This window comes from Micromonospora sp. NPDC127501, assembly GCF_040302185.1.
Taxonomy (GTDB): Bacteria; Actinomycetota; Actinomycetes; order Mycobacteriales; family Micromonosporaceae; genus Micromonospora.
In genome coordinates, this window is the sequence record NZ_JBEORJ010000005.1 from 120,358 (window position 1) to 146,245 (window position 25,888).

Genomic DNA, 25,888 nt, shown 5'->3' on the forward strand with positions numbered 1-25,888 from the left:
TCAGCGTCGGCCGGGGGAGACCGCCAGTTAGAGTGACCGTCGTGACGATGCTGCCCGACCGCCGCCTGCTGCTGGTCCACGCGCACCCCGACGACGAGTCGATCGGCACCGGCTCGACGATGGCCCACTACGCCGCAGACGGCGCGCACGTCACGCTGGTGACCTGCACGCTCGGCGAGGAGGGCGAGATCCACGTGCCCGCGCTGGCGCAGCTCGCCGCCGCCGAGGCCGACCAGCTCGGCGGGTACCGCGTGGCCGAGCTGGCCGCCGCGTGTGCCGCGCTCGGCGTCAGCGACCACCGCTTCCTCGGCGGCGCCGGCCGCTACCGCGACTCCGGGATGATGGGGCTCGCGACCAACGAGCACCCCCGGGCCTTCTGGCAGGCCGACCTCGACGAGGCTGCCGGGCACCTCGTGGAGATCATGCGAGAGGTACGCCCGCAGGTGCTGGTCACGTACGACCCGAACGGCTTCTACGGCCACCCCGACCACATCCAGGCGCACCGGGTGGCCATGCGCGCCGTCGAGCTGGCCGCCGCCGAGGGCTGCGCCCCGCTCAAGGTCTACTGGACGGCCATGCCGCTCAGCGTCCTGGAGGCCGGCATGACGCATTTCGCCGAGTCCTCCGACAACCCGTTCGGCGGCATCGAGGACATCGCCGACCTGCCCTTCGGCACCCCGGACGCCCAGATCGCCGCCCGGATCGACGGCACCGACCAGCACACGGCCAAGGAGGCCGCGATGCGGGCGCACGCCACCCAGATTCCGGCCAACTCGTGGCTCTACTCGATCGCCGGCAACTTCGGCGGCGAGTTCATGGGCGTGGAGTTCTTCACCCTCGCGGTCGGTGAGAAGGGCCCGGGCACCGGGCCGTACGGCTGGGAGGACGACCTCTTCGCCGGCCTGCCCGCGGAGACCGCCCCGGACCGGTCACCGGTCGCGGCGGCGGGCCTCCGGTGACAGTGCCGGCCGCACCGATGTCGGTCGTGGAGGACCAGGAAGCCCCGCCCCCGGCGGGGCCACCGCCGCGACTGCTGGACCTGGGGGTCCGGCTGGTCGGTGGGATCGTCGTGGTCCTCGCCGGTGTGCTGACCGGCGTACTGGAGCTGCTGCTCGCCACGGTCCGCGTCGGCGGGCAACTGGTCGGCGTGTCGGTGCTCCTCGCCATCGGCGCCAACATCGTGCTGAGCTGGTTCGCGTACGAGGCGGTCGGCCGTCGCTGGGCGGTGGCGCTGCCGGCGGTGCCGTGGTTCGCGCTGATGGCGGTCGCCGCCATCCGCACCAACGAGGGCGACCTGTTGCTGGCCGGCGACAACTGGGTCGGGCTGGCCATGATCGTGGCCGGCGCGATGACCTTCGCGGTGATGGGCTTCCGGCAGATCCTCGCCCCGCAGCCGCCCCTGCTCGGCGGCTGACGCTCGGCTGCTTTTGGGGTGCTGCCGACTGATGACGTCTCCCAGGTAAGGGTGGTAGATATTCCTGCCAGGGATGCGAACCCCGCGACGGGGCGTACGGCAGGAGGGTCCGGCGATGGACAAGCGGTGGCGTGACCTCGGGGTGCTCGTAGCAGCACTGTTCGCGGTCAACGTGGTCGCCCGACTGATCACCCGGTTCGGCTTCGACGGTGACGACACCGCCGCCGATCGGGTGTCGCTGGCGATGTTCACGGTGATCGGCCTGATCCTCGCCGTGGTCGCCTTCCGCTGGGGCCGACGCCGGCCGCTGGCCGACTGGGCAGCCGACATGGCCCTCGTGGTGCCGGTGGCGATGCTGCTGACCGTGCTGGTCGGGCCCCTGCTGGTCGGTCACAACCCGTTCGCCGGCGGCGCGGCGACGTTCTTCGCCCAGATCTGGCTCTACCTGCTCGCCACCGGCGCCGGGTTGCTGATCGGCTACCTGGTGCTCACCGCGCTCGGCCGCGACTACCGCTCCCAGCAGCTCAAGCGGTACGCCGAGGTCAAGGCCGCGAAGCCCCGCCGAGTCGTCCGCCGCTGACACCGCCCAGCCCGGCCCACCCTGCTTGAACGGCTCGGCTTCCCTGAAGTCGGGGGGTCCCACGCGCCCGGATGCCGCGACTTGCTGAAAGCCGGGTGGATCAAACCCCGGCGGCGGTCGAGGTCAGTTCGGGGCGACCCGGGTCAGGTAGGTGTGGTGGGTGACGAGGCCGAGCCGCTGGTAGAGCGCGACCGCCGCCGTGTTGCGCTGCTCGACCTGGAGGAACGCGTGCGTCGCGCCGCCCGACACGCCCCAGCTGGCCAGTTCGTGGATCACGCGGCGGGCCAACCCCTGGCGGCGGGCCGCCGGTAGGACCTCGATCAGGCTGAGGCCCAACCAGCGCCCCTGGCCGGTAACCGTGCCGCGGCCGACGGCCACCAGGGTGCCGTCGGCGTACACGTGGGCGAAGCGGACCTGGTCCACGGCGGTGAGGACGTGCCGGGCGGCGTCCGGCAGGCCGCCCTTGCGGCCGGCGGCGATGGCCAGCCACTCGTCGCTGGGCGCGGTGGCCAGCTCGACGACAGCACCGCCCCACCCGTCGGCCTGGCCGCTGGAGGGCGTCGACGCCGGCAGGGGCAGCGGCGCGGTCTGCACCAGCGTCGGCGGGCGGGTGCCCCAGCCGCGGGCGTCCAGTTCGGCGCCGACCGGTGCGGCGAGGGGCAGCGGCGTGTTGATCAACGCGGGTTGCCCCCGCTCGGCGTACCAGCGCTCCACCGCGTCGACCGCGGCGGCCAGCGGTCGGTCCGGGTCGCCGATCGGCAGCGCCGAGTTGGCGCGCCCGGTCCAGCCCTCGGCCGACCGGAGCAGCCAGTCACCGAGTCGGCCCCTGGTCGGTGCCGGCCAGGCCTCGTCGGCGGCCCGCTCGAGCGCCACGACCGCCGCGGCGGTCGGCCGACGGGTCGGCGGAACGCGCTTGGCGCGGTGGACCTGCGCCACCGGGACCCGAAGCGGCCCCTGAGCGGTGGCCAGCGTGAGATGAGTCTCGCTCAGCTCGACCAACTCGCCGAGGGCATCGGAAAATTGTGGGCGGCCCTCGCGAATCCCCACAATCCGGCGGACCACTATCCGGTGTCCCACATCCTGCTGTCGGAGCACGATCGACCCCCTCCCCGGCGAGATACTAGGCTCATACCGTCGCGGGAGATCGCGGCGAGTCTTGCGGAGGAGAAGACCGGTGACCTACATCATCGCCGAGCCGTGCGTAGATGTGCTCGACAAGGCATGCATCGAGGAATGCCCGGTCGACTGCATTTACGAGGGCAATCGGATGCTCTACATCCACCCCGACGAGTGCGTCGACTGTGGTGCCTGTGAGCCCGTCTGCCCCGTGGAGGCGATCTTCTACGAGGACGACGTCCCGGAGCAGTGGAAGGACTACACCGGCGCGAACTACGAGTTCTTCGAGGACCTGGGCTCGCCCGGTGGTGCCTCGAAGGTCGGCAAGGTGGAGAAGGACGCCACCTTCGTCGCCGCGCAGCCGCCGCGCGGCGAGGGCCACTGAACCGGCCCGCGCCGGTCTCGTCGCGGCTGCCCGAGTTCACCTGGGACACCCTGGACGCCGCGGCCACGCTGGCCGCGGCGCATCCGGAGGGCCTGATCAACCTCTCCATGGGTACGCCGGTCGACCCGGTGCCCGAGGTGATCCGGCGGGCGTTGGCTGACGCGTCCGATGCTCCCGGTTACCCGCTGACCGCCGGCACGCCGGCGCTGCGGGCCGCGATCGCGGCGTGGGTGTCCCGAGCCTGTGGCGCCGGCGTCGACGGTCTCGGTGTGCTGCCGACCATCGGCTCGAAGGAGTTGGTGGCCTGGCTGCCCACGCTGCTCGGCATCGGCCCGGGTGACGTGGTGGTGGTGCCGTCGATCGCGTACCCCACCTACGAGGATGGCGCCCGGCTGGCCGGCGCCACCGTCGTCCGTACCGACTCGCTCACCTCGCTCGGGCCGACCCCGCGGGTCCGGTTGGTCTGGGTCAACTCGCCCGGCAACCCGACCGGCCGGGTGTTGCCCGCCGCGCACCTGCGCAAGGTGGTCGACTGGGCCCGCGAACGTGGCGCGGTGGTCGCGAGCGACGAGTGCTACCTGCCCCTGGGCTGGTCGGCCGAGCCGATTTCGGTGCTGTCTCCGCAGGTCAGCGGGGGTAGCTACGCCGGGGTGCTGGCCGTGCACTCGCTCTCCAAGCGGTCCAACCTCGCCGGCTACCGGGCCGGCTTCGTCGCCGGCGACCCGGCGCTCGTCGCCGAGCTGCTCAAGGTCCGCAAGCACGCCGGCATGATCGTGCCCGCGCCGGTGCAGGCGGCCATGGTGGCCGCGCTGGAGGACGAGCGACACGCCGAGGAGCAGCGGGAGCGTTACCGCGCCCGGCGGGAGGTGCTCGCCGCGGCGTTCACCGGTGCCGGGTTCACCGTCGAGCACTCCGAGGCGGGCCTGTACCTCTGGCTGACCAGGGGTGAGGACTGCTGGCAGACGGTCGACTGGCTGGCCCGACGCGGCATCCTGGTCGCCGCCGGCGTCTTCTACGGCCCGACGGCCGGGCAGCATGTCCGGGTCGCCCTGACCGAGTCCGACGAGCACATCGCCGGCGTCGCGGCACGTCTCGCCTGATCGCGGCTCCGGGCGGTCGAGCGTGGTGGACAGGCCAGGTGCGCGGGTACGGGCGGCGGTGGTCGGCACCGGCCTGATCGGTGGCTCGGTGCTGCTCCGGATGGTCGCCGCCGGCGTCGACGTGGTCGGGTGGGACCCGGACGAGGCCACCCGGCGGGAGACCCGCCGGGTGGGCGTACCCGCGCCGGACCGCCTGGTCGAGGCGGTGACCGACCGGGACGTGGTCTTCCTGTGCGGGCCGTTGCCCAGCCTGCCGGCGACGCTGGTCGAGGTGGCGGCGATGACCGGTGAGCGTTGTGTGCTGACCGACGTCGGTAGCACCAAGGAGCAGCTGGCGACGTTCGCCGCCGCGCAGGGGCTGACGCACCGGTTCGTGCCCGGACACCCGATGGCGGGCACCGACCGGGCGGGCCTGACGGCCGCGCGACCGGATCTGCTCACCGGCGCGGCCTGGGTGCTCTGTCCGGCGCCGGGGCCGGCCACCACCGCGTTCCGTTGGCTGGCCGAGCTGCTGGTGGAGGTCTTCGAGGCCCGGGTGGTGCCGATGTCCGCCACGGAGCACGACTCGGCTGCCGCGCTCGCCTCACACGTGCCGCACCTGCTCGCCGGCGCGCTGGCCGGCGCCGTGCAACGCGCACCGCTGCGCGACGCGATCCTCGCGCTCGCCGCCGGCAGCTTCTCCGACGGCACCCGGGTCGCCGGAACCCCGGCCGATCGGACCGCCAACATGCTGCTCGGCAACCGGGAGCGGGTGCTGCGTGAGCTGGCCGAGGTCACCGCGTTCCTGGACGACCTGACCGCCGCGCTGCGCGCCGATGACGCGCCGGCGCTCACCGCCCGCTACGACGAGGCGCGAGCCTCTCGCGTGGCGCTGAGCGACCGGCGGTTCGACGCGTACGACCGGCAGTTCCCGGCTGATGGTGACCACGCCGCAGAGGTGTCCTGGTTGCGCGAGCTGGGAGTGGCCGGCGGCTACCTGACCGGCCTGCACGTCGACGCGGACACCGTCTCCTACGCGGCGCGGCGCCCCGTCCCTGACTAGGCTGAGGGGCATGGCGGTGGACGGTCCGGTGGTGCAGGTGCGCGGCGAGGCGTACCGGGAGGTGCCTCCCGAGCTGGCCCGGTTCGCGGTCACCGCGACAGCCCGCGACCGGGACCGGGAGGCGACGCTGACCCGGCTGGCCGAGCGGGCCGCGGCGGTCCGGGTGCTGCTGGACGGCTCCGGGCCGGCGGTGGCGCGGCGGGAGACCGGCGACCTGCGGGTGCGGCCGGAGACCCGGCGCTCGGGTGAGCGGGTGGTCGCCTGGCACGGCAGTGTCACCACCACCGTCACGGTCACCGACTTCACCGCGCTGGGTGAGCTGATGCTCCGGCTCGCCGACCAGGACCAGGTCGAGGTGGCCGGCCCGTGGTGGGAGCTTCGCCCGGACAGCCCTGCCCATCGTGCGGCCCGGCACGCCGCGATCAGCGACGCGCTGCTGCGGGCCCGGGAGTACGCGGAGGCGCTGGGCGCCCGGGTCACCTCGTTGATCGAGCTGGCCGATGCGGGCCCTGCCGACCGGCCGATGTTCGCCCGTGCGGCCTTCGGCGGGGGTGGTGGCGCGGGCGGTGGTCCGCCGGAGCTTGAACTGGACCCGCAGCCGCAGACCGTGCAGGCGGCGGTGCAGGCGCGGTTCACGATCAGCGACCCGGTCCTGGGCTGATGCCGCCGGCCCGGGTGCTGTCCGCCGACGAGTTGGTGGCGCGGGCGTTGGTACTCGCCGAGGCCGGCCCGCGACAACTGCTCGGCATCGCCGGCGCACCGGGTGCCGGGAAGTCCACCCTGGCGGAGCGGATCGTCGCCGAGATCGGGTCGGCCGCCTGCCTGGTGCCGATGGACGGCTTCCACCTGGCGCAGTCGCAACTGGTTCGCCTGGGCCGCGCCGACCGCAAGGGCGCCGTGGACACCTTCGACGCCAACGGGTACGTCTCGCTGCTGCGCCGGCTGCACCGGTTGGAGCCGACGTCGGTCTACGCGCCGGAGTTCCGCCGGGAGCTGGAGGAGCCGGTGGCCGGCGCGATCGAGGTGCTGCCCTCGGTCCGGCTGGTGGTGACCGAGGGCAACTACCTGCTGTTGCCGGACTCCCCCTGGCAGGAGATCCGACCGCTGCTGCACGAGGCGTGGTTTCTCGATCTGGACGCCGAGGTGCGGCACCGCCGGCTGACCGCCCGGCACGAGGCGTTCGGTCGGTCTCCGGAACAGGCGCGGGCGTGGGCGCTGGGCAGCGACGAGTCGAACGCGGCCCTGATCACCCCCACCGCCGACCGGGCCGACCTGGTGGTCCGGCTGTCGGAGCCCCCGGTGGCCTGACCGCGGACCGGGACGCGCTACTCCGCGACGCCGCGGTCCGGGCGGCTCATGTCCCCGGTGCTGGGCGTCCCGGCGGCGAGGCCGTAGCGCAGGAGCACCGCGCCCGTGCCGGAGGTGGCGGGTGGTTCGAGGAGTGTCAGGTTCGCGGGCACCGCGCCGCCGTCGAACACCTTCTTGCCGACACCCAGCACGATGGGGAAGATCCACAAGTTGAGCTGGTCGAAGAGGCGCTCGTGCAGGAGAGCCTGCACCAGGTTCAGGCTTCCGATCACGTGGATCTTCTCGTGCTTGTCCCGCACCGCGCGGACGGCGGTGACCAGGTCGGGTCCGAGGTGGGTCGAACCGGCCCAGTCCAGCTCCGGGTTGCCACGTGAGGCGACGTACTTCGGGATGCTGTTGAACAGGTCGGCGATCCCGCCGTCGATACCACCGGTCTGGTTCGGCCAGTATCCGGCGAAGATGTCATAGGTCCGGCGGCCCAGGAGCAGTGCGTCCATGCCCCGCATGCCGTCCATGACCTGTTGGCCGCCCGCCTCGTCGAACAGGGGCGCCTGCCATCCCCCGTACGGGAAGCCGTCCGGGTCCTCCTCGGGACCGCCTGGCGCCTGGGCGACAAGGTCGAGGGTCGCGAACAGGTCGATGTGGATGGTGCCCATGCTGTCCTCCGTGTTCCCGCTCGAACAAGGTCCTGAGGGCGCACCCTAGTCGAGTTGACGGACCGGCCGGGCCGGGTTGCCGACCGCCACCACGTTGGCGGGCAGGTCCCGGGTGACCACCGCGCCCGCGCCGACGACGGTGTCCGCGCCGATCGTCACGCCGGCCAGCACGATCGCGCCACCGCCGAGCCACACGTTGTCGCCAATGGTGATCGGCTTGGCCGCCTCCCACTTGTCCCGTCGCGGGCCGGGCTCGACCGGATGTGTCGGGGTGAGTAGCTGCACGTTCGGGCCGACCTGGACGTCCGCGCCGAGGGTGATCCGGGCGACGTCGAGGAAGACCGCGTTGTAGTTGACGAAGCTGCGCGGGCCGATCCGGATCTGCCAGCCGTAGTCGCAGTAGAACGGTGGTCGGATCCAGGTGTCCTCGCCCAGTTCGCCGAGGAGCTCACGCAGTGCCGCGATCCGGGCCTGCGGATCGGCGGCAGGACTGGTGTTGAAGCGCTCCATCAGCCGGGCGGCCCGGTCCAGATCGGCGACGATCTCGGGATCGTCGGCGATGTATGGCTCGCCAGCGAGCATCTTGTCCTTCATGGAGGTCACCGCCCGATCATGCCGGCCCGGTTCGTCGGCTCGTGGCCGGTCCGTCATTCTTGGCACCTGGGACCTCGTCAGTTCCGACGGAGTGGCCACCGTGCGGGTGCCCGAGGGGCACTACGGCCTGAGCGGCCTCGTCTTCGAGCCTGGTCCGGAGGATGAGCAGCGCGGGGTGTCCCTGTTGATGCAGCCCGAGGTGACCGTCGAGCGGGACACCCGGATCATCGTGGACGCCCGGCGGGGTAAGCCGGTGCGGACGACCGTTCCGGATCGGACGGCCGTCCCGCAACTGATCGACCTCAGCGGCATCTTCACCACCGACGACGGAAGTTCGTACGGCATCGGGCTCTGGGCGGAGACGTTCACCGGCCCGACCAGCGGTCAGCTCGGCAAGCCGATCTCCGCCGACAGGTTCGCCGCCACCGTCAGCAGCCAGTGACGACGCCGGATCCGGCCAACAGCCCGGGACACCGCCGGCAACACGGTGACCCAACGGATCATCCAGGCGTACCGGTTGCGCTGAGGCGTACCCCGTCCGGGTCCGCGGCCGAACGCCGCGGACCCGGCGGGTCCGTCAGTCGTTGGCGTGCAGGGCGGCGTTCAGCTCGATGCCCCGGCCGGTGCGCGGCCGGGCCTCCAGCCCGCCGGTGACCGAGTTGCGCCAGAACAGCAGGCCGTCGACGCCGGACAGCTCCCGGGCCTTGACCACCCGGCCATCGGGGAGCGTGATCTTCGACGCGGCGGTGATGTAGCAGCCGGCCTCGACCACGCAGTCGTCACCCAGCGAGATCCCGACGCCGGCGTTCGCGCCGACCAGGCTCCGCTCACCGATGCTGATCTTGTCGGTGCCGCCGCCGGAAAGGGTGCCCATGATGGAGGCCCCGCCGCCGATGTCGGAGCCGTCGCCGACCAGCACGCCCTGCACGATCCGCCCCTCGACCATCGAGGTGCCGACGGTGCCGGCGTTGAAGTTCACGAAGCCCTCGTGCATCACCGTGGTGCCGGCGGCCAGGTGGGCGCCGAGGCGGACCCGGTCGGCGTCGGCGATCCGCACACCGGACGGCACCACGTAGTCGGTCATCCGCGGGAACTTGTCGACCCCGTACACCGCCAGGTGCCGGCCGGCGGCCCGCTCGATCACCCGCAGCTCGTCCACCCGCTCCGGGGGGCACGGCCCGGCGGACGTCCAGGCCACGTTGGCCAGCTTGCCGAAGATGCCGTCCAGGTTGAGCTGGTTGGGTCGCACCAGGCGGTGCGAGAGCAGGTGCAACCGGAGGTACGCGTCGGACGCGTCCTTGATCGGGTCGTCCAGCGAGCCGATCACGGTGACCACCTGCACGGTACGCAGACCGGGCAGAGACCGGTCACCGAGCGCGGCCGGCGGCAGGTCGAGCACGTCCGCCTTGTCCTCGCCGGCGACCAGCGGCAGCTCGCCCAGGCCCAGTTTGCCGGTCGGGTACCAGGTGTCGAGCACCTGCTCGTCTGCGGTGACCGTAGCCAGGCCGATGCCCCAGGCGGAATCTGCGGACGTCACTGTTACACCTCTCGGTCACGGCCGGGCTGGCCTCGGCTCGCTCCTCGCGCTGACAGACCTGAAGGTACCGTGCGAACCATGGAGAACCCGCTGACCCCCGAGGTCCTCGCCGATCCGGTGCAGCTGACCCGCGCTCTGGTCGACATAGAGTCCGTGTCCCTCAACGAGAAGGCGATCGCCGACTGTGTCGAAGAGGTGCTGCGGGGCGTACCGCACCTGACCACCCACCGGCACGGCAACACGGTGATGGCGCGCACCGACCTCGGTCGGTCGCAGCGTGTCGTGCTGGCCGGGCACCTCGACACGGTGCCGTTGAACAACAACTTCCCGTCGACCATGCGCGGCGACCTGATGTACGGCTGCGGCACCTCCGACATGAAGTCCGGCACCGCGTACGCCCTGCACCTGGCGGTGACGCTGCCCGAGCCGCGCTACGACGTGACGTACTTCTTCTACGAGGCCGAGGAGATCGAGTCCCGGTACAACGGGCTCAACCTCGTCGCTCAGGCATTCCCGGAGTGGTTGCAGGCGGACTTCGCGGTGCTGCTGGAGCCGACGTACGGCATCGTCGAGGCGGGCTGCCAGGGCACCATGCGCTCGGTGGTCACCACGACCGGAGTACGCGCCCACTCGGCGCGTTCCTGGCACGGGGTGAACGCCATCCACGCCGCCGGCGAGGTGCTGCGACGTCTCCAGACGTACGAGGCGCGCCGGGTCACCATCGACGGCTGCGACTACCGCGAGGGCATGAACGCGGTGCGGATCAACGGTGGGGTGGCCGGCAACGTGGTTCCCGATCTCTGTGAGGTTGAGGTCAACTACCGGTTCGCCCCGGACCGCACCCCGGCCGAGGCGGAGGCGCACCTGCGTGAGGTGTTCGCCGGCTTCGAGGTGACAGTCACCGACACGGCTGCCGGTGCCGCGCCCGGGCTCGACGCGGCCCCCGCGAAGGAGTTCCTGGCGGCGGTCGGCGCCGCGCCGATCGGCAAGCTGGGCTGGACGGACGTGGCCCGGTTCGCGGCGATGGGCATTCCCGCGCTGAACTTCGGCCCGGGCGACCCGAACCTCGCTCACCACCCCGACGAGCACGTCGAGATCAGCAAGATCCGCGACGGCGCGGCAACCCTGCACCGCTGGCTGGCCCCGGCCTAACCCCCCCCGGCCCCGGTCCCGCGCCGGGGCCCACCGGTGATCAAGAGGTTTGCGTCAGCCTGGCCCGTTGTCGGCGACGCAAACCTCTTGATCGGCTCCGGATGGAGTGGAGGAGGCAGGGGTTGGGTTCTGTTGGCGGGTACGGCGGCGTTCGGCCACCACGTCTCGGATCCGTCGCTGCATCTGGCGACGGATCCGGATCATCTCGCTGTTACTGATCACGCTGTCTCCTCCCCCGAAGGCGCGCGCCGGGGCATACCCGGTATGTGAATAGTAAGACGTACGGGAGCGCCGAATAGTTGCCCATGATCCCGAACAATTTCTCGGCGTCGCCGCCCCGCGCACCCGGGCGGTGCTGCTCCACTACGGTTGCCCCATGAGCCAGAGCAACGGGCGGGAGGCCGGTCGCGGTCCGGGACAGGAGCGGCATCGCGGCGCGGTCACCCTGCGCAGAGGGGCGATCCCGAGCAGCACCGCCGACCAGCGACTGCTGGATTCACGGGGGCGGGGCGACTGGAAGACCAAGGACGCCTGGCGCGCGCTGCGCATCCTCGCCGAGTTCGTCGAGGGTTTCGACACCCTCGCCGACGTGCCGTCCGCGGTCAGCGTCTTCGGCTCCGCGCGCAGCGCGCCGGACAGCGCCGAGTGCCAGTTGGCCGAGCAGTTGGGCGGTGCGCTGGCCCGAGCCGGCTACGCGGTGATCACCGGAGGTGGGCCCGGCGTGATGGAGGCCGCCAACCGGGGCGCCAGCGAGGCCGGTGGGCTCTCCGTGGGTCTCGGCATCGAGCTTCCGTTCGAGCAGGGCATCAACGACTGGGTCGACCTGGCCATCGACTTCCGCTACTTCTTCGCCCGCAAGACGATGTTCGTCAAGTACGCCCAGGCGTTCGTCGTGCTACCCGGCGGGTTCGGCACCATGGACGAGTTGTTCGAGGCGCTCACCCTGGTGCAGACCGGCAAGGTCACCCGGTTCCCGGTGGTGCTCATGGGCGTCGCCTACTGGCAGGGCCTGCTGGACTGGCTGCGGGACACGATGGCCGCCACCGGCAAGATCGGGCCGGTCGACCTGGACCTGATCTGCCTCACCGACGACGTCAACGAGGCGGTCCGGTACATCGTCGAGTCGGAGGCCGCGCTCTCCGCCGAGCAGGAGGCGGTCCGCGAGGAGGCTGTCGCGCGCACCGGCGCAGCCCAGCAGGCCGCAGCCGAACAGGCTCGGGACCACGACTGATGGCGGCGATCTGCGTCTTCTGTGCCTCTTCTCGTACCCTCGATCAGCGCTGGTTGGACCTGGCCGCCGAGACCGGCGCGGAGCTGGCCCGGCGCGGGCACACGCTGGTCAGCGGTGGTGGCTGCGTCGGCATGATGGGCGCGCTGGCGGACGGCGCCCGATCCGCCGGTGGACGCACCGTCGGCGTGATCCCGCAGTCGCTGGTCGACCTCGAGGTCGCCGACCTGGCCTCGGATGAGCTGCTGGTGACCGACTCGATGGCCAGCCGTAAGACCCTGATGATCGACAAGTCGGATGCCTTCCTCACCCTGCCCGGCGGGCTGGGCACCCTGGACGAGTTGTTCGAGGTCTGGACCACGGCCACCCTCGCCCTGCACACCAAGCCGATGGTGCTGATCGACACCGATGGGTTCTACCGCCCCCTGCTGGACTGGCTCGACGCGCTGGCCGACCAGACCTTCCTCAAGCCCGCCGGCCGCGACCTCCTGACGGTCACCACCACCGTCACCGAGGCCCTCGACGTCCTGGAATCCCACCTAACCTGACCCCCACCCCGGCCCGGCCGCGGTGATCATGGAGTTGGCGACGCCGCCGTCGGCATGTCGCGCCGCCAACCTCATGATCGACGGGAGTGGATGGGGTGGGGTGGATGGGGGGCGGGTGGGGTGGGGTTTGGGTGGGTGGGTGTCGTATGGGTCTGATGGGATGAGCTGATGCAGGCGTACCGGTTGGTGCGGCGGCCCGGAGGGCCGGCGCGAGGGGACGGGACGACGCCTGACAGCGCTTCCGTGCTCGCCAGCGGCGGCACGTCCGGGGGCGGTGTCGGCGCGTCGGGTGGGTCCGATCAGTTGGCCCGCCCCGAGCTGGCCGTCGGCGGTGGCTGGCGGGCCGATCCGGTGCAGGCCGAGGTGGTCGGGCACACCGACGGGCCGATGCTCGTGCTCGGCGGCCCGGGCACCGGCAAGACCAGCACGCTGGTCGAGGCGGTCGCCGCCCGGGTGGCCGAGGGGGTCGACCCCGAACGGATCCTGGTGCTGACCTTCGGCCGTCGGGGCGCCACCGCGCTGCGACAGCGCATCGAGGCCCGGATCGCGCAGGACGGCCACCGGGTGCTGCGCGAGCCCCTGGTGCGCACCTTCCCGGCGTACGCCTTCGGGTTGCTCCGCCGGGCCGCCGCCGAGCGGGGCGAACCGTCGCCCCGGCTGCTCACCGGCCCCGAGCAGGATCTGATCATCCGTGAGCTGCTGGACGTGGTGGGCGAGGAGCCCGAGGACGACCCGGTCGGCTGGCCCACCGACCTGCGTCCCGCCCTGCGCACCCGGGCGTTCGCCGGCCAACTGCGCGACCTGCTCATGCGCGCCGCCGAGCGCGGCGTGGGCCCTATCGACCTGGCCCGCCTGGGTGAGAGGCTCGGCCGCGCCGACTGGCCGGCCGCCGCCCGCTTCCTGCGGGAGTACGTCGCCGTGCTCGCGCTGCGCGACGTCAGCAACCGGGGCTCCATCGCGTACGACCCGGCGGAGCTCGTCCGGGCGGCCACCGGGCTGCTGCGCGACGACGAGGAGTTGCTGGCCGCCGAGCGTCGTCGGCTCGCGCACGTCTACCTCGACGAGCTGGCCGACACCGACCCCGCCCAACTGGAGCTGCTCTCGGTCATCGCCGGTGGTGGCAAGTCGCTTGTCGCGTTCGCCGACCCCGATTCCTCCACGTACGCCTTCCGGGGCGCCGACCCGGCCGGGGTGACGACGTTCCCGCACCGGTTCCGGACGGCATCCGGTGCGCCGGCCGCGCAGGTGCTGCTGACCACGTCGTACCGGGCCGGGCCGGGTCTGCTCGCGGCGATCGCCAGGCTGGGTCGCCGGCTGCGCGGTCCGGCCGCGCACCGCCGGCTGCACCCCCTGCCGGACGCGCCGCCCGGCGTGGTCGAGGTGCACACCTTCCGTTCGGCGACCAGCGAGGCCGCCTGGCTGGCCCACGCGCTGCGCTCGGCCCACCTGCTCGACGGCGTGCCCTGGTCACGGATGGCGGTGCTGGTGCGGTCCACCGCGTTGCAGCTGCCCACCCTGCGACGGGCGCTGCACGCTGCCGGCGTACCCACCGTGGTGCACGGTGAGGATCTGCCCCTGCACCTGCAACCGGCGGTCGCGCCGCTGCTGCTCCTGCTGCGCTGCGCGTTGGAGCCGCAACGTCTCGACGAGGAGGCGGCCGTCGCGCTGCTGCACTCGCCGCTGGGCGGGGCCGACCCGCTGGCCGAGCGGCGGCTGCGGCAGGGCCTGCGCGCGCTCGCGCTGGCCGGCGGTGACCGACGCCCCTCCGGGGAGCTGATCGTCGAGGCGTTGCAGGATCCGGAGGAGTTGGCCGGCATCGAACGGCGCTGGGCGGAGCCGGCGCAGGCGGTGGCCGGGCTGCTGGCCATCGCACGGGAAGCCGCCGCCCGGCCGGGTGCGACCGCCGAGGACGTGCTCTGGGCCGTCTGGCACGCCAGTGGTCTCGCCGAGCGGTGGGCGGGCGCGATCAACCAGGGGCGCCCGGAGGCCGGCGAGGGCGACCTGGCCCGGCGTCGGCGGGCCGAGGCTGCCGACCGCGACCTGGACGCCGTGCTGGTCCTCTTCGACGCGGCGGCCCGGTTCACCGACCGGCTGCCCGGCGCACGTACCGAGGTCTTCCTCGACCACGTGCTCGCCCAGGACCTGCCGGCCGACACCATCGCCCCGACCGCCGACCGGGGTGCGGCGGTACGCCTGCTCACCGCGCACGCCGCGAAGGGCCTGGAATGGGACCTGGTCGCGGTGGCCGGCGTGCAGGAGGGCATCTGGCCGGACCTGCGGCTGCGCGGCAGTCTGCTCGGCTCCGAGCGACTGGTCGACGTGCTGGCCGGCCGGTCGGTCGACGGGGCGACCGCGGCGAACGTGGTGGGTCAGACCTCGGCGTTGCTGGACGAGGAGCGTCGTCTCTTCCACGTCGCCATCAGTCGGGCCCGGCACCGGCTGCTGGTCAGCGCCGTGGCGTCGGCCGCCGTCGGCGGGGACGACCACGAGGAACAGCCCAGCCGGTTCCTGCACGAGCTGGGCCCGAGCACACCGCCGCCGAGCACGCCGCCGACTCCACCGACAGCGCCCGGCCCGCCACCGACCACGCCGCCGACAGCGCCCGGCCCGCCGCCCGGTCCCCGCGCCGAGCCGTCCTCCGGGGGCTCCGGCGGCACCCGCGGCTCCGGCGGCGTTGCGGTGGGCGAGACCGGCGACGAGGAGCCGGACCGCCCCGGGGCACTGCCGGTGACCCGTCCACCCCGGGCGCTCACCCTGCCGGCGTTGGTCGCGGAACTGCGTACCGCCATCACCGACCCGGCGGCCCCGGCGGCCCGGCGGCGCGCCGCGGCGGCCGAGCTGGCCCGGCTCGCCGCCGCCGGGGTGCCCGGCGCGCACCCCGACGACTGGTGGGGGTTGCGGGTGCTCTCCGACGACCGGCCGCTGGTCGACGACGGCGACCCGGTGCGGGTCACCCCGTCGGCCATGGAGAGCGCGCTGCGGTGCAGCCTGCGCTGGCTGCTGGAACGGCACGGCGGTAGCGGCCCGACCAGCACCGCGCAGGGGGTGGGCAACCTGGTGCACGCCGCCGCGATGCTCGCCGAGGACGCCAGCGCCGACCGGGGCGCGCTGCTCGACTACGTGGCCGCGCGGTTCGACGCGATCGAGCTGGCGGCCCGGTGGATGGCCGGGCCGGAGCGGGAACGCGCCGAGGCGATGGTCGACAAGCTGCTGCGCTGGCTGGCCACCAATCCGCGCCGGTTGCTCGCCATCGAACACGAGTTCGCCGTCCGCCTGGACGACCCGAAGCGGCCCATCGACCTGACCGGCCGGGTCGACCGGCTGGAGGTCGACGAGGCCGGACGGCTCGTGGTGATCGACCTGAAGACCGGCAAGTCCACCGCCGTCACCGGCACCGACCTGGCGGAGCACCCGCAGCTCGGCGCCTACCAGGCGGCGGTGGAGGCGGGGGCGTTCGCCGAGTTCGGTGACGAGTCCGGGGGCGCCGCGCTGGTGCAGCTCGGGACCTCCGCCAAGGACGCCAGGGAGCAGAATCAACCCGCTGCCAGCGAGGGGCCGGCGGCCGGTTGGGCGACAGCGCTGGTCCGGCGGACCGCCGATACGATGGCAGCCGCCACGTTCGCCGCGGTGGCCAACTCGAAGTGCCGGGTCTGCCCGGTGCGCACCAGCTGCCCGGTCTCCGGGCAGGGTCGCCAGGTCGTCGAGCCGCCCACCGTCCGACGCACAGGTGAGGGCGAGGAGTGAGCTTGCGAGCCCAGTCGCGACCTGGGACGGCACCCGTGAGGGCGAGGAGTGCGCCGGTGTTGGGAACCGAGACGGCACGGTGAGTCAGCCCACCCTGTTCGGCGCGGGCCCCGCGCCGACGCCCCGACTCGCGGACTCCGGCCCCCGGTACACACCGGTGGAGCTGGCCAAGCTGCTGCGATTGCCGGCTCCCACCCGGGAGCAGGCCGCGATCATCGCCGCCCCGGTGGAGCCGCTGCTGGTGGTCGCGGGCGCCGGGTCGGGCAAGACCGAGACGATGGCCGCCCGAGTGGTCTGGCTGGTGGCCAACTCGTACGTGCGGCCGGAGCAGATCCTCGGGTTGACCTTCACCCGCAAGGCGGCCGGCGAGCTGGCCCATCGGGTACGGACCCGGCTCGACCAGCTGATCCGCCGACTCGGCCGGCAGGAACGGAACCCGCTGGACGACCCGCTCGCGGGCGAGCCCACCGTCTCCACCTACCACTCGTACGCGGGGCGGATCGTCACCGAGCACGGGCTGCGGGCCGGCTACGAGCCGTCCACCCGGTTGCTCACCGAGGCGTCCCGCTGGCAGTTGGTGGACCTGCTGGTGCGCAACTACGACGGCGACATGTCCGAGGTGGACCGGATGCCGAGCACCATCACCGACGCGGTGCTGGCGCTGGCCGGGGAGCTGGACGAGCACCTGGTCGCACCGGACGACCTGGCGGCCTGGACCGGTCGGTTCTTCGCCGAGGTGCAGTCCCGGCCGGGTCGGGTGTACGCCGACGTGCGCAAGGCGCTCACCCTCCAGCAGACCCGGTTGCGCCTGTTGCCGCTGGTGCGGGCGTACGCCCGGCGCAAGGAGGACTTCGAGGCGATGGACTTCGCCGACCAGCTCGCCCGGGCGGCCCGGGTGGCCCGGGACCACCCGGGGGTCGGCGTGATCGAGCGGGACCGCTTCCGGGTGGTGCTGCTCGACGAGTACCAGGACACCAGCCACGCCCAGGTGGTGCTGCTCAACGCGTTGTTCGGTGGCGGGCACCCGGTGACCGCGGTGGGCGACCCGTGCCAGTCGATCTACGGCTGGCGGGGGGCCAGCGCGGGCACCCTGGACCGGTTCCCCACCGAGTTCGCCCGCGCCAACGGTGAGCCGGCCCCCGCGCTGGGCCTCACCACGAGTTGGCGTAACCGCCCGGAGATCCTCCGGGTGGCGAACGCGCTCTCCACCCCGCTGCGGGCGGCGGGTGCCCGGGTGCCGGAGCTGCGCTCCGCGCTGACCGTCCGGGACCCGATCCCGCACCGCAGCCCGAGCGGCGCGGCCGGCGGCACGGTGCACTGCGCGATGCTGCCCACGTACGCCGACGAGGCCGACTGGATCGCCGACAGCGTGCTCGCCGCCTGGCGTGGGGCGGCCGGGATGCCGGGCGCGGCCCCGGAACACATCCCGGTGGACCGCCGTCCGACGACCGCCGTGCTGGTCCGGGTGCGCAGCCAGATCCCGGCGATCGAGTCGGCGTTGCGTGAGCGTGGCCTACCGGTCGAGGTGGTCGGGCTGGGCGGCCTGCTGGACACCCCCGAGGTACGCGACGTGGTCTGTACGCTGCGGGTCCTGGCCGACCCGACCGATGGCGCCGCGCTGCTGCGGTTGCTCACCGGCGCCCGTTGGCGGATCGGGCCACGTGACCTGGTGGCGTTGCACCGGCGGGCCCGGGCCATCGCGAACGCCCGGCGACAGGTGGCCGCCGACGAGGCCTCCGAGATCAGCCCCGACCTGTTGGACGAGGCGACGCTGGTGGAGGCGTTGGCCGACCTCGGGCCGGCGCAGGCGTACTCGGCGGAGGGGTTCGCGCGGCTGCGCGCGTACGGCCGGGAGTTGGCGCTGCTGCGCTACCGGCTGGACCAGGCGCTGCCGGACCTGATCGCGGACATCGAGCGGACCATCGGCCTGGACGTGGAGGTCGCGGTGCGGGCCGGCCGGGACGGCGCCGGCGACGCGGGCCTGGCCCGGGGCCATCTGGACGCGCTCGGCGACGTGGCGGCCCGGTTCAGCGGGGAGACGCCCGGCGCGACCCTGTCCGGGTTCCTGTCCTACCTGGCCGCCGCCGAGGACGAGGAGCGCGGTCTGGCACCGGGCGAGGTCGAGGTGGTGGAGGGCGCGGTGCAGGTGGTCACCGCGCACGCCGCCAAGGGCCTGGAGTGGGACGTGGTGGCGGTGGCCGGGCTCAGTCGTGGGCTGTGGCCGGGTCCGGTTCGTAACTCCGACCACTGGCTGGGTGGGCTGGGCGTGCTGCCGTTCCCGCTGCGCGGCGACGCCGACGGGCTGCCCGAGTTGGCGCTCGACGAGGCGGGGGACCAGCGGGCCGTGGCGCGGGCGGTGACCGACTTCACCGACGCGTGGCGGGCCCACGACGAGCGGGAGGAACGCCGGCTGACGTACGTGGCGGTCACCCGGCCGCGCCGGCTGCTGCTCTGCTCCGGTTACTGGTGGGGAGAGGGCACGAAGCGACCGCGGGGTCCGTCGGTCTTCCTGCGTGAGGTGTACGACGCCTGCCTCGACGGCGGGCCGGGGCACCTGATCGACGCGTGGGCGCCGGAGCCGACTCCCGACGCGACGAACCCCACGGCCGAGGTGGTGCTCCGCGCGGAGTGGCCGGCCGACCCGCTGGGCGGTCGCCGGCCGGCGTTGGCCGAGGCGGCCGGGCTGGTGCGTCGCCTGATGGCCGACGGTCCGGCGGCGGCGCTGTCCGGGCCGGTCGGGCCGGTGCCCGCCGGGCCGGTCACGCCGATCGGATCGTCGGCCGAGCCGGCCGAGCCGGTCGAGTCGGAGGTGGATCCGGAGGTGGCGCGCTGGCAGCGCGAGGCGGACCTGCTGTTGGCGGAGCGCGCCGAGCTGACCCGGCTCTCCGGTGCGGTCGAGGTGGCGCTGCCCGGGGCGCTGAGCGTCACCCAGCTGGTCGCGCTGCGGCGCGATCCGGCGGCGCTGGCCCGTACGCTGCGTCGCCCGGTGCCGGCCGAACCCAACCCGTACGCCCGTCGGGGCACCGCCTTCCACGCCTGGTTGGAGCAGCGCTTCGGCGCCGACCGCCTGTTGGACCTGGACGAGCTGCCCGGCGCGGCCGACGCCGATGCCGCACCCGACGAGGCGCTGGTCGAGCTTCAGGAGCGGTTCCTGGCCAGCGAGTGGGCCGGCCGGTCACCGGTGGAGGTGGAGGTGCCGTTCGCCACGGTGATCGCCGGCGTGGTGGTGCGGGGGCGGATGGACGCGGTCTTCGCCCGGCCGGGTGGTCGGTTCGACGTGGTCGACTGGAAGACCGGCGCGCAGCCCACCGGGCCGGCGGCCGACGTGGCCGCCGTGCAACTGGCGGTGTACCGGCTGGCCTGGGCGGAGTTGGCCGGCGTGCCGGTCGACCTGGTGGGCGCGGCGTTCCACTACGTCCGCCACGGGGTGACCGTGCGGCCCGCCGACCTGCTGGATGTGACCGGCCTCACGGCCATGATCGCCCAGTTGCCCGAGGATTCTGCCCAACATTGACCATCGCGGGGAAAACCGTGGTAGGTTGACCGGGTTGCAGTTTTGGTTACCAGAGACTCTGTGTGCGCCTGGCGGGATTGTGGCCCCAGGCGCTCTTTGTTGTGTCCGGAGTTCTCCGGGCGGGGCGACCAGAAGCGACAGGCGATTCGCGCATCCCCGCGCGGAGCGCTCCTCTTCGGGCACGCAACAAGTGCGTGTCCGACGTTCCGTCAAGGAGACGAAACACATGGCTATTGGCACCGTGAAGTGGTTCAACGCTGACAAGGGCTTCGGCTTCATCACCCCGGACGGCGGCGGCGCCGACGTCTTCGCCCACTTCTCGGCGATCCAGTCCTCCGGCTACCGGAGCCTGGACGAGAACCAGCGGGTCGAGTTCGAGGTGACCCAGGGCCAGAAGGGCCCGCAGGCGGAGAACATCCGCCCGCTCTGATCTTCGGATCGGTCAGCATTACCTGTCGCGCCCTCCGGGTGTGACGGTGACGGGACCGGCCCGCCCCGCCGCCGCCTGCTCACGCAGGCGGCGGCCCGGCGGCGGGCCGGCCTGTACTCCCTTTCGGTTCGTGCTTGTGAGTCCTGGCGGCCTTTTTCCGCCGGTTGACAGCGCCGACTTCGGCGCCCTCCCTCGACACGTGCCGCGTCGAGGAAGGCTTCCGCATGACCACAGTTATTCCTTCTTTCGCTCATACCGGTCTGGCGCCGGCGCTGCTCACCGCGCTGACCGCGCAGGGCATCACCGAGCCGTTCCCGATCCAGTCGGCGACGCTGCCCGACTCGCTCGCCGGCCGGGACGTGCTGGGCCGGGGTCGTACCGGCTCCGGCAAGACCCTCGCCTTCGGGCTTCCGCTGCTGTCCCGCACCGCCGGCCGTAAGGCGCGGCCGGGCCGCCCGCTGGCCCTGGTGCTGGTGCCGACCCGCGAGCTGGCTCAGCAGGTCACCACCGCTCTGGCCCCGTACGCCCGCGCCGTCGGGCTGCGCTGCGCCACTGTGGTCGGCGGCCTGTCGTTGCAGCGGCAGGCGGACGCCCTGCGCGCCGGCACCGAGGTGGTCGTCGCCACCCCCGGTCGGCTGCACGACCTGATCAACCGTGGCGACGCCCGGCTCGACCAGGTCGAGATCACCGTGCTCGACGAGGCCGACCAGATGGCCGACATGGGCTTCCTGCCGCAGGTCACCAAACTGCTGGAGCAGGTCGCGCCGCAGGGGCAGCGGATGCTCTTCTCGGCGACCCTGGACGGCGGCGTGGACCGGCTGGTCCGTCGCTTCCTGAGCAACCCGGTCACCCACTCGGTGGACCCGGGCACCGCGACGGTCACCGCGATGACCCACCACGTGCTGCACGTCGACCCTGCGGACAAGCCCGACGCGTTGACCCGGATCGCCGCCCGTGAGGGCCGCACCATCCTGTTCATGGGCACCAAGCACCGCGCCGACCGGCTGGCCCGCCAGCTGCTCTCCAAGGGCGTACGCGCGGCCGCGCTGCACGGTGGCAAGTCCCAGCCGCAGCGCACCCGGATCCTGGAGCAGTTCCGCAACGGTCAGGTGACCGCCCTGGTCGCGACCGACGTCGCGGCCCGTGGCATCCACGTGGACGGCCTGGACATGGTGGTCAACGTGGACCCGCCGACCGAGGCGAAGGACTATCTGCACCGGGGCGGCCGTACCGCCCGGGCCGGCGAGTCCGGTTCCGTGGTCACCCTGGTCCTGCCGGAGCAGCGTCGGGACGTGTCCCGGCTGATGGCCACCGCAGGTATCCGGCCCGAGTCGGTCCAGGTGCGCCTTGGTGACGGAGCGCTGGCCCGGGTGACCGGTGCCCGCGAGCCGTCCGGTGTGCCGGTGACCATCGTCGCTCCGCCGGCGCCCGCCTCTCGGGCCCGTACCTCCGGCGGCTCGGCCGCCGATGGGGGCGCCCGGCCGGCGCACCGCGCGTCGGGCCGGTCCCGTCGCCCGCGTCGCCCGCGTACCGTCTGATCTTCTGCGCGTCGACCGACCCGTCCCGCTTCTGCGGGGCGGGTCGGTTTTGTCTGCGCGGTTTCCGAGCCGGTCGGCTGTCCGTGCGGCCCGACCGGTCAGCCGGCCTTGCCGGGTGGCCCACTCTGCTGAGTCGGTAATCAGCCTCCGCTGGGTCGGCTGGCCGACTGCGCCCCGGCCGTTCGTGGTCGAGGCTGACCGACGGGGGAAGTCGGGCGGGGGGCCCGGCACGGGAGGGGTGACCATGGCGGGCGAAGTCGGCTCGGGCGCACTGCGTGAACTGATCCTGGTGGTCGCGGTCGCGCTCGCCGGGTTGTTGCTCGCCATGGTTGCGGCCTTCGCGCCCTGGCATGCCACCCCGGCGGGTAACGCTCCCGCCGGTCTGGTGGAGCTGCACAGTCCTGGCGACCCGGGCCTCAGCCCGGCGACCGCCCACGTGGGCTGAGCAGCGACCGGCCTACCGGTGCCGGCGGAGGGGCAGGCCCGGTCAGGATCGGTACGAGGTGTGGTCGGGTCGGCGGGGCACCGGCCCGACCACATCGCCTCCGCGCCCTCCCCGGTGTGCTCGTGCACGACGCACGAGCCCAGGATCGCGCCCGTCGAGGACGTGGGCCCCTTCCCAGGCGGGCGAGGCCACTACATCGATGATCGAGCGCGATCATGCGAGCGGCGCGTCGGTGCTGACCGCACTCGGGGCGTGGGTGAGCAGGTCGGCCAGGGTGGTGGAGTCGACCACCGTGGCGATCGCCCCGTGCACCGCCAGCCAGACGTCGGTGAGCCCGGCGGCCACTCCGTGATAGCCGGCCCGCTCGGCCGGCAGACCGCGCACCGTGGTGAGCGAGCCGCCGACCGCACGCAGCACGTCTCCGACGGTGATCTCGTCGGGCGGGCGGGTCAGCGCGTACCCGCCGTCGGCGCCGCGATGGCTGTGCAGCAGGCCGGCCCGGCGCAGGTCCAGCAGGATGCCCTGCAGGAAGCTGAGCGGGATGTCCTGCACCTCGGCCAGGCTGGCCGCCTTCACCAACTCGCCGACCCGGTCGCCGTTCCCGCCACCACCGGCGGCGGCGACGGCGAGCATCGCCCGGAGCGCGTAGTCGCTGCGCGCGGAGACGAACACGTCACTGACCAGCCTGGTCCAGTACGCCCCAGCGGCGCCGGATCGCCTTGTCCGCCGCGCCGAACGCCGCGTCCACGACGAGGCCGACGACCAGGATGACGATCATCGTGGAGAGCAGCCAGGGCGCGTCGGACAACTCGCGGGAGTAGGTGAGCTGGGCGCCGAGCGAGGTCTGCGAGATACCGCTCACGAGCAGCTCACCGGCCATCAGGCTGCGCCAGGAGAAGGCCCAGCCCTGCTTGAGGCCGGCGACGATCGCCGGCAGGGCGGCCGGCGCGATGACGTACCGGTAGAGGTTGAGCCCCCGGGCGCCCAGGTTGCGGCCGGCGCGCACCAGCAGCGGCGGCACGTAGTCCACCCCGGAGATCACCCCGTTGGCGATGGACGGCGCCGCGCCGAGCACCACCACGAAGAAGATCGCCTTCTCGCTCAGCTCGAAGAGCAGGATGGCCAGCGGGAACCAGGCGATCGACGGCATGGTCTGCAATGCGGTGATCATCGAGCCGATGGCGGCGCGCAGCACAGTGGACCGGGCCACCGCGAGGCCGAGCAGCAGGCCGACGGCGACCGAGAAGACGTACCCGAGGGCGGCCCGTTGCAGCGTGGTGAGCAGGCCGTCCCAGAGCTGCGGGCCCTGGGCCTGGGCCACCAGCTCGCGGCCAACCTCCAGCGGTGGCGGCAGTGAGTACGGCGGCTTCCAGCCGGTCCAGACCACGATCTGCCAGGCGGCGATGGCGATGGCCAGCGCGGCGAGCTTGGGCCAGGTGGCCGCCCAGATCCGGGCGCCTCGGGAGACCTCCTTGTCCCGGCCGGCGATCTCCAGCGCGTCGAGGCCGGTGATCTCCGCGTCGGTACGCGCCGAACTGGTGAGGGTGTCACTGGCCATGGCGGCCCACCTCCGTACGGAGCCGCTCGGTGACCTCGGCGGCGATGGCGGCGACCTCGGGGGAGTCGATCCGGCGGGGGCGCGGGATGTCCACCTCGGTGAAGTAGATGATCCGGCCGGGTCGGCTGGAGAGCAGGATGATCCGGTCGGCTAGCCGGGCCGCCTCGCGGACGTTGTGCGTCACGAAGAGCACCGAGAGTTTGCGCTCGGACCAGATCCGTTCCAGCTCGTCGTGCAGGATGTCCCGGGTCATCGCGTCCAGCGCGCCGAACGGCTCGTCCATCAGCAACACCGGGGTGTCCAGGGCCAGGGTGCGGGCCAGCGCGACCCGTTGCCGCATCCCGCCGGAGAGCTCGTGCGGGCGCTTACGGCCGAAGTCGGCCAGGTGCACCGTGCGCAGCAGCTCGGCGACCCGCTCGCGACGCTGGGCCCGGGGCAGCCGGCGCAGCTTGAGGGGCACCTCCACGTTGGCGTCGACGGTCAGCCACGGGAAGAGCGCCGGCTCCTGGAACATCAGGCCCGGGTTGGCGTCACCGGCCAGGGTGATCTGCCCACCGCTGACCCGGTCCAGCCCGGCCACCAGGTTGAGCAGGGTGCTCTTGCCGCAGCCGGACGCGCCGACCAGGCAGACGAACTCGCCGGGCGCGACGTCCAGCGACACACCGTCCAGGGCCAGGACGGCGTTCGCCCCGCGCCCGTACACCTTCGTCACGCCGGAGAGCGCGACCGCGGTGGTCGCGCTCTGCGGCGTCGTCGTGGTCGACGTCATGGCTGGACGACCTCGGGCTTGCCCTGCGCCTTGAGCGCGTTGTTGAGGTACTTCAGGTCGTACAGGCCCTTGAGGTCCACCGGCTCGGTCAGGTCCACGTCGACGGCGTGGTCGAGCCCGGCCTTGAGCGAGGACGAGATCGGGTCGTTGGTGAACTCCAACGTCGGCCACGCCTGCTTGATGAGCTTCAAATCCAGCGGCTTTCCGGTGATCTTGCCGATCGCGTCGGAGATGGCCTGCTGCGCCTCGTCCGGTTTGGTGTTGACGAACTCGTTGGCGGCCACCTGGCCGTCGACCAGCTTCTGCACCACGTCCGGGTGCGCCTTGAGGAACTTCGTGCTCACCAGCAGGTTGGTGATGACGAACTTCTTGTCCGGCCACAGGTCGCGCTCGTCGACCAGCACCTTGCCGCCGGCGTTGACCAGGCGGGAGACGAACGGCTCGGGCACCCAGGCGCCGTCGATCCCGCCGCTGTTGAACGTCTCGATGGTCTGGGCGTTCTCCTGCGGCACGATCTTGACGTCGCCGCCACCCTCCTTGGTGGTGGTGAGGCCCTGCTGCTTGAGCCAGTACCGGATCGCCACGTCCTGGGTGTTGCCCAACTGCGGGGTGGCGATCTTCTTGCCCTTCAGGTCCTGCGCGCCGGTGATGCCGGGCTTGACGACGAGCGCCACCCCGCCGGAGGCCGCGCCGGAGATGACCCGGACGGCCTCCCCCTTGGACTTCGAGAAGGCGTTCACGGTCGGGTTCGGACCGATGTAGGTGGCGTCCAGCGCGCCGGAGAAGACCGCTTCGATGGCGGCCGGCCCGGCGTTGAAGGTCTTCGGGTCGAGCTTGACGTTGGTGCCGAGCTTCTCCGCGAAGATGCCCTTCTCCACGCCGACGACCGCCGGCGCGTGGGTGATGTTGGGGAAGTAGCCGAGGCGCAGCGTCACCGGGCCGGAGCTGCCGCCCGCGCCCTCGCTGTCGTCGCCGCACGCGGCGGTGCTGCCCAGGGTCGCCGCGCCGACCACGGCGAGGGTGGCCAGGGTGACCAACCGGCGCAGGGGGAGCCGTCTCATCGTCCATCCAATCCGCAGTATTCCTACTTAGTTGGTAGGAAGAGTGGGCCAGGCTGCGGTCAGCGTCAAGGCCCATCCACATGGCGGGATGGCGCGTCTCAGTTATGTCGGTATTTCCTACCAGCTTGCTAGGGTAATCGGCGTTCGGTCACCGGCAGAGAGGCGACTT

General features: G+C 72.8%; 25 protein-coding genes. 17 read left to right on the plus strand and 8 right to left on the minus strand.

Features of this window, described 5'->3' with window-relative positions:
* Window positions 1-32 precede the first annotated feature (32 nt).
* The 3 genes from mshB to ABTW72_RS13250 all read left to right on the plus strand — a co-directional run bounded on the left by mshB (window position 33) and on the right by ABTW72_RS13250 (window position 1,994).
* Window positions 33-959, plus strand: coding sequence for an N-acetyl-1-D-myo-inositol-2-amino-2-deoxy-alpha-D-glucopyranoside deacetylase (gene mshB, locus ABTW72_RS13240; protein ID WP_112730879.1), 927 nt, complete (start codon window positions 33-35; stop codon window positions 957-959).
* A gap of 17 nt (window positions 960-976) precedes the next feature.
* On the plus strand, window positions 977-1,414 hold the full coding sequence (locus ABTW72_RS13245; protein ID WP_350858151.1) for a hypothetical protein: 438 nt from the start codon (window positions 977-979) through the stop codon (window positions 1,412-1,414).
* A gap of 115 nt (window positions 1,415-1,529) precedes the next feature.
* Complete coding sequence (locus ABTW72_RS13250; RefSeq protein ID WP_350858884.1) at window positions 1,530-1,994, plus strand: hypothetical protein; 465 nt, start codon at window positions 1,530-1,532, stop codon at window positions 1,992-1,994.
* A gap of 123 nt (window positions 1,995-2,117) precedes the next feature.
* On the opposite strand, the gene ABTW72_RS13255 is transcribed toward ABTW72_RS13250, so the two are convergent.
* Complete coding sequence (locus tag ABTW72_RS13255; RefSeq protein WP_350858154.1) at window positions 2,118-3,089, minus strand: GNAT family N-acetyltransferase; 972 nt, start codon at window positions 3,087-3,089, stop codon at window positions 2,118-2,120.
* 79 nt (window positions 3,090-3,168) lie between these two features.
* Here ABTW72_RS13255 and fdxA point away from each other — a divergent pair, with 79 nt between their 5' ends.
* From fdxA to ABTW72_RS13280, 5 genes are read left to right on the plus strand one after another with little or no spacing between them, the layout of a single operon-like run.
* Window positions 3,169-3,495: a ferredoxin gene (gene fdxA, locus ABTW72_RS13260; RefSeq protein ID WP_030490464.1), complete on the plus strand. Its 327-nt coding sequence runs from the start codon at window positions 3,169-3,171 to the stop codon at window positions 3,493-3,495.
* The gene (gene dapC, locus ABTW72_RS13265) at window positions 3,492-4,595 is read left to right on the plus strand and encodes a succinyldiaminopimelate transaminase (protein ID WP_350858886.1); all 1,104 of its coding nucleotides are present in this window, start codon (window positions 3,492-3,494) and stop codon (window positions 4,593-4,595) included. Before fdxA ends, dapC begins: the two co-directional genes overlap by 4 nt.
* 22 nt (window positions 4,596-4,617) lie before the next feature.
* Window positions 4,618-5,637 (plus strand): prephenate dehydrogenase, encoded by a 1,020-nt coding sequence (locus ABTW72_RS13270; protein WP_350858157.1) that lies wholly within the window; start codon window positions 4,618-4,620, stop codon window positions 5,635-5,637.
* Window positions 5,638-5,647: 10 nt separating this feature from the next.
* A complete protein-coding gene (locus tag ABTW72_RS13275) occupies window positions 5,648-6,298 on the plus strand; it encodes an SIMPL domain-containing protein (RefSeq protein ID WP_112698537.1) in 651 nt (216 codons plus the stop codon).
* Window positions 6,298-6,945, plus strand: a complete 648-nt coding sequence (locus ABTW72_RS13280; protein ID WP_350858160.1) for a nucleoside/nucleotide kinase family protein — start codon at window positions 6,298-6,300, stop codon at window positions 6,943-6,945. The genes ABTW72_RS13275 and ABTW72_RS13280 overlap by 1 nt, the downstream gene beginning before the upstream one ends.
* Window positions 6,946-6,962: 17 nt before the next feature.
* On the opposite strand, the gene ABTW72_RS13285 is transcribed toward ABTW72_RS13280, so the two are convergent.
* Window positions 6,963-7,601: a dihydrofolate reductase family protein gene (locus ABTW72_RS13285; protein ID WP_350858163.1), complete on the minus strand. Its 639-nt coding sequence runs from the start codon at window positions 7,599-7,601 to the stop codon at window positions 6,963-6,965.
* A gap of 45 nt (window positions 7,602-7,646) precedes the next feature.
* On the minus strand, window positions 7,647-8,204 hold the full coding sequence (locus ABTW72_RS13290; RefSeq protein ID WP_350858166.1) for a sugar O-acetyltransferase: 558 nt from the start codon (window positions 8,202-8,204) through the stop codon (window positions 7,647-7,649).
* Window positions 8,205-8,295: 91 nt separating this feature from the next.
* On the opposite strand from ABTW72_RS13290, the gene ABTW72_RS13295 reads away from it, so the two are divergent.
* Complete coding sequence (locus ABTW72_RS13295; protein ID WP_350858168.1) at window positions 8,296-8,637, plus strand: hypothetical protein; 342 nt, start codon at window positions 8,296-8,298, stop codon at window positions 8,635-8,637.
* 135 nt (window positions 8,638-8,772) lie between these two features.
* Here ABTW72_RS13295 and dapD read toward each other — a convergent pair whose 3' ends face one another.
* On the minus strand, window positions 8,773-9,732 hold the full coding sequence (gene dapD, locus ABTW72_RS13300; protein ID WP_091406183.1) for a 2,3,4,5-tetrahydropyridine-2,6-dicarboxylate N-succinyltransferase: 960 nt from the start codon (window positions 9,730-9,732) through the stop codon (window positions 8,773-8,775).
* Window positions 9,733-9,810: 78 nt separating this feature from the next.
* On the opposite strand from dapD, the gene dapE reads away from it, so the two are divergent.
* The 8 genes from dapE (at window position 9,811) to ABTW72_RS13340 (ending at window position 22,331) form a co-directional block, all read left to right on the plus strand.
* A complete protein-coding gene (dapE, locus tag ABTW72_RS13305) occupies window positions 9,811-10,884 on the plus strand; it encodes a succinyl-diaminopimelate desuccinylase (RefSeq protein WP_091406181.1) in 1,074 nt (357 codons plus the stop codon).
* A 376-nt stretch (window positions 10,885-11,260) separates the two neighbouring features.
* Window positions 11,261-12,115 (plus strand): LOG family protein, encoded by an 855-nt coding sequence (locus ABTW72_RS13310; protein ID WP_350858172.1) that lies wholly within the window; start codon window positions 11,261-11,263, stop codon window positions 12,113-12,115.
* On the plus strand, window positions 12,115-12,660 hold the full coding sequence (locus tag ABTW72_RS13315) for an LOG family protein (RefSeq protein ID WP_112675715.1): 546 nt from the start codon (window positions 12,115-12,117) through the stop codon (window positions 12,658-12,660). Before ABTW72_RS13310 ends, ABTW72_RS13315 begins: the two co-directional genes overlap by 1 nt.
* Window positions 12,661-12,828: 168 nt before the next feature.
* Window positions 12,829-16,404: an ATP-dependent helicase gene (locus ABTW72_RS13320; RefSeq protein WP_350858175.1), complete on the plus strand. Its 3,576-nt coding sequence runs from the start codon at window positions 12,829-12,831 to the stop codon at window positions 16,402-16,404.
* A 79-nt stretch (window positions 16,405-16,483) separates the two neighbouring features.
* Window positions 16,484-19,918 carry an ATP-dependent helicase gene (locus tag ABTW72_RS13325; RefSeq protein ID WP_350858178.1) on the plus strand — a complete coding sequence of 1,145 codons (3,435 nt, stop codon included), beginning with the start codon at window positions 16,484-16,486 and terminating at the stop codon, window positions 19,916-19,918.
* 226 nt (window positions 19,919-20,144) lie between these two features.
* Window positions 20,145-20,348 (plus strand): transcription antiterminator/RNA stability regulator CspE, encoded by a 204-nt coding sequence (cspE, locus tag ABTW72_RS13330; RefSeq protein WP_007464836.1) that lies wholly within the window; start codon window positions 20,145-20,147, stop codon window positions 20,346-20,348.
* 224 nt (window positions 20,349-20,572) lie between these two features.
* The gene (locus ABTW72_RS13335; RefSeq protein WP_350858181.1) at window positions 20,573-21,886 is read left to right on the plus strand and encodes a DEAD/DEAH box helicase; all 1,314 of its coding nucleotides are present in this window, start codon (window positions 20,573-20,575) and stop codon (window positions 21,884-21,886) included.
* A 244-nt stretch (window positions 21,887-22,130) separates the two neighbouring features.
* The gene (locus ABTW72_RS13340) at window positions 22,131-22,331 is read left to right on the plus strand and encodes a hypothetical protein (RefSeq protein WP_350858183.1); all 201 of its coding nucleotides are present in this window, start codon (window positions 22,131-22,133) and stop codon (window positions 22,329-22,331) included.
* A 213-nt stretch (window positions 22,332-22,544) separates the two neighbouring features.
* Here ABTW72_RS13340 and ABTW72_RS13345 read toward each other — a convergent pair whose 3' ends face one another.
* The 4 genes from ABTW72_RS13345 to ABTW72_RS13360 are packed head-to-tail and all read right to left on the minus strand — an operon-like array spanning window position 22,545 to window position 25,719.
* Window positions 22,545-23,003, minus strand: coding sequence for an RrF2 family transcriptional regulator (locus ABTW72_RS13345; RefSeq protein WP_350858186.1), 459 nt, complete (start codon window positions 23,001-23,003; stop codon window positions 22,545-22,547).
* A 1-nt stretch (window position 23,004) separates the two neighbouring features.
* Window positions 23,005-23,889: an ABC transporter permease gene (locus ABTW72_RS13350; protein WP_091406165.1), complete on the minus strand. Its 885-nt coding sequence runs from the start codon at window positions 23,887-23,889 to the stop codon at window positions 23,005-23,007.
* Window positions 23,879-24,658, minus strand: a complete 780-nt coding sequence (locus tag ABTW72_RS13355) for an ABC transporter ATP-binding protein (RefSeq protein WP_350858189.1) — start codon at window positions 24,656-24,658, stop codon at window positions 23,879-23,881. Before ABTW72_RS13355 ends, ABTW72_RS13350 begins: the two co-directional genes overlap by 11 nt.
* The gene (locus ABTW72_RS13360; protein WP_350858191.1) at window positions 24,655-25,719 is read right to left on the minus strand and encodes an ABC transporter substrate-binding protein; all 1,065 of its coding nucleotides are present in this window, start codon (window positions 25,717-25,719) and stop codon (window positions 24,655-24,657) included. The genes ABTW72_RS13355 and ABTW72_RS13360 overlap by 4 nt, the downstream gene beginning before the upstream one ends.
* Between the last annotated feature and the right edge of the window lie 169 nt (window positions 25,720-25,888).

Excerpts from the sequence above, each read along its gene's own strand:
- ABTW72_RS13315 (WP_112675715.1), top strand. The coding sequence starts at position 12,115 with ATGGCGGCGATCTGCGTCTTCTGTGCCTCTTCTCGTACCCTCGATCAG.
- ABTW72_RS13350 (WP_091406165.1), bottom strand. The coding sequence starts at position 23,889 with ATGGCCAGTGACACCCTCACCAGTTCGGCGCGTACCGACGCGGAGATC.
- ABTW72_RS13320 (WP_350858175.1), top strand. The coding sequence starts at position 12,829 with ATGCAGGCGTACCGGTTGGTGCGGCGGCCCGGAGGGCCGGCGCGAGGG.
- ABTW72_RS13360 (WP_350858191.1), bottom strand. The coding sequence starts at position 25,719 with ATGAGACGGCTCCCCCTGCGCCGGTTGGTCACCCTGGCCACCCTCGCC.
- ABTW72_RS13275 (WP_112698537.1), top strand. The coding sequence starts at position 5,648 with ATGGCGGTGGACGGTCCGGTGGTGCAGGTGCGCGGCGAGGCGTACCGG.
- ABTW72_RS13340 (WP_350858183.1), top strand. The coding sequence starts at position 22,131 with ATGGCGGGCGAAGTCGGCTCGGGCGCACTGCGTGAACTGATCCTGGTG.
- ABTW72_RS13285 (WP_350858163.1), bottom strand. The coding sequence starts at position 7,601 with ATGGGCACCATCCACATCGACCTGTTCGCGACCCTCGACCTTGTCGCC.
- ABTW72_RS13245 (WP_350858151.1), top strand. The coding sequence starts at position 977 with ATGTCGGTCGTGGAGGACCAGGAAGCCCCGCCCCCGGCGGGGCCACCG.
- ABTW72_RS13335 (WP_350858181.1), top strand. The coding sequence starts at position 20,573 with ATGACCACAGTTATTCCTTCTTTCGCTCATACCGGTCTGGCGCCGGCG.
- dapE (WP_091406181.1), top strand. The coding sequence starts at position 9,811 with ATGGAGAACCCGCTGACCCCCGAGGTCCTCGCCGATCCGGTGCAGCTG.
- ABTW72_RS13250 (WP_350858884.1), top strand. The coding sequence starts at position 1,530 with ATGGACAAGCGGTGGCGTGACCTCGGGGTGCTCGTAGCAGCACTGTTC.
- ABTW72_RS13280 (WP_350858160.1), top strand. The coding sequence starts at position 6,298 with ATGCCGCCGGCCCGGGTGCTGTCCGCCGACGAGTTGGTGGCGCGGGCG.
- ABTW72_RS13310 (WP_350858172.1), top strand. The coding sequence starts at position 11,261 with ATGAGCCAGAGCAACGGGCGGGAGGCCGGTCGCGGTCCGGGACAGGAG.
- cspE (WP_007464836.1), top strand. The coding sequence starts at position 20,145 with ATGGCTATTGGCACCGTGAAGTGGTTCAACGCTGACAAGGGCTTCGGC.
- ABTW72_RS13355 (WP_350858189.1), bottom strand. The coding sequence starts at position 24,658 with ATGACGTCGACCACGACGACGCCGCAGAGCGCGACCACCGCGGTCGCG.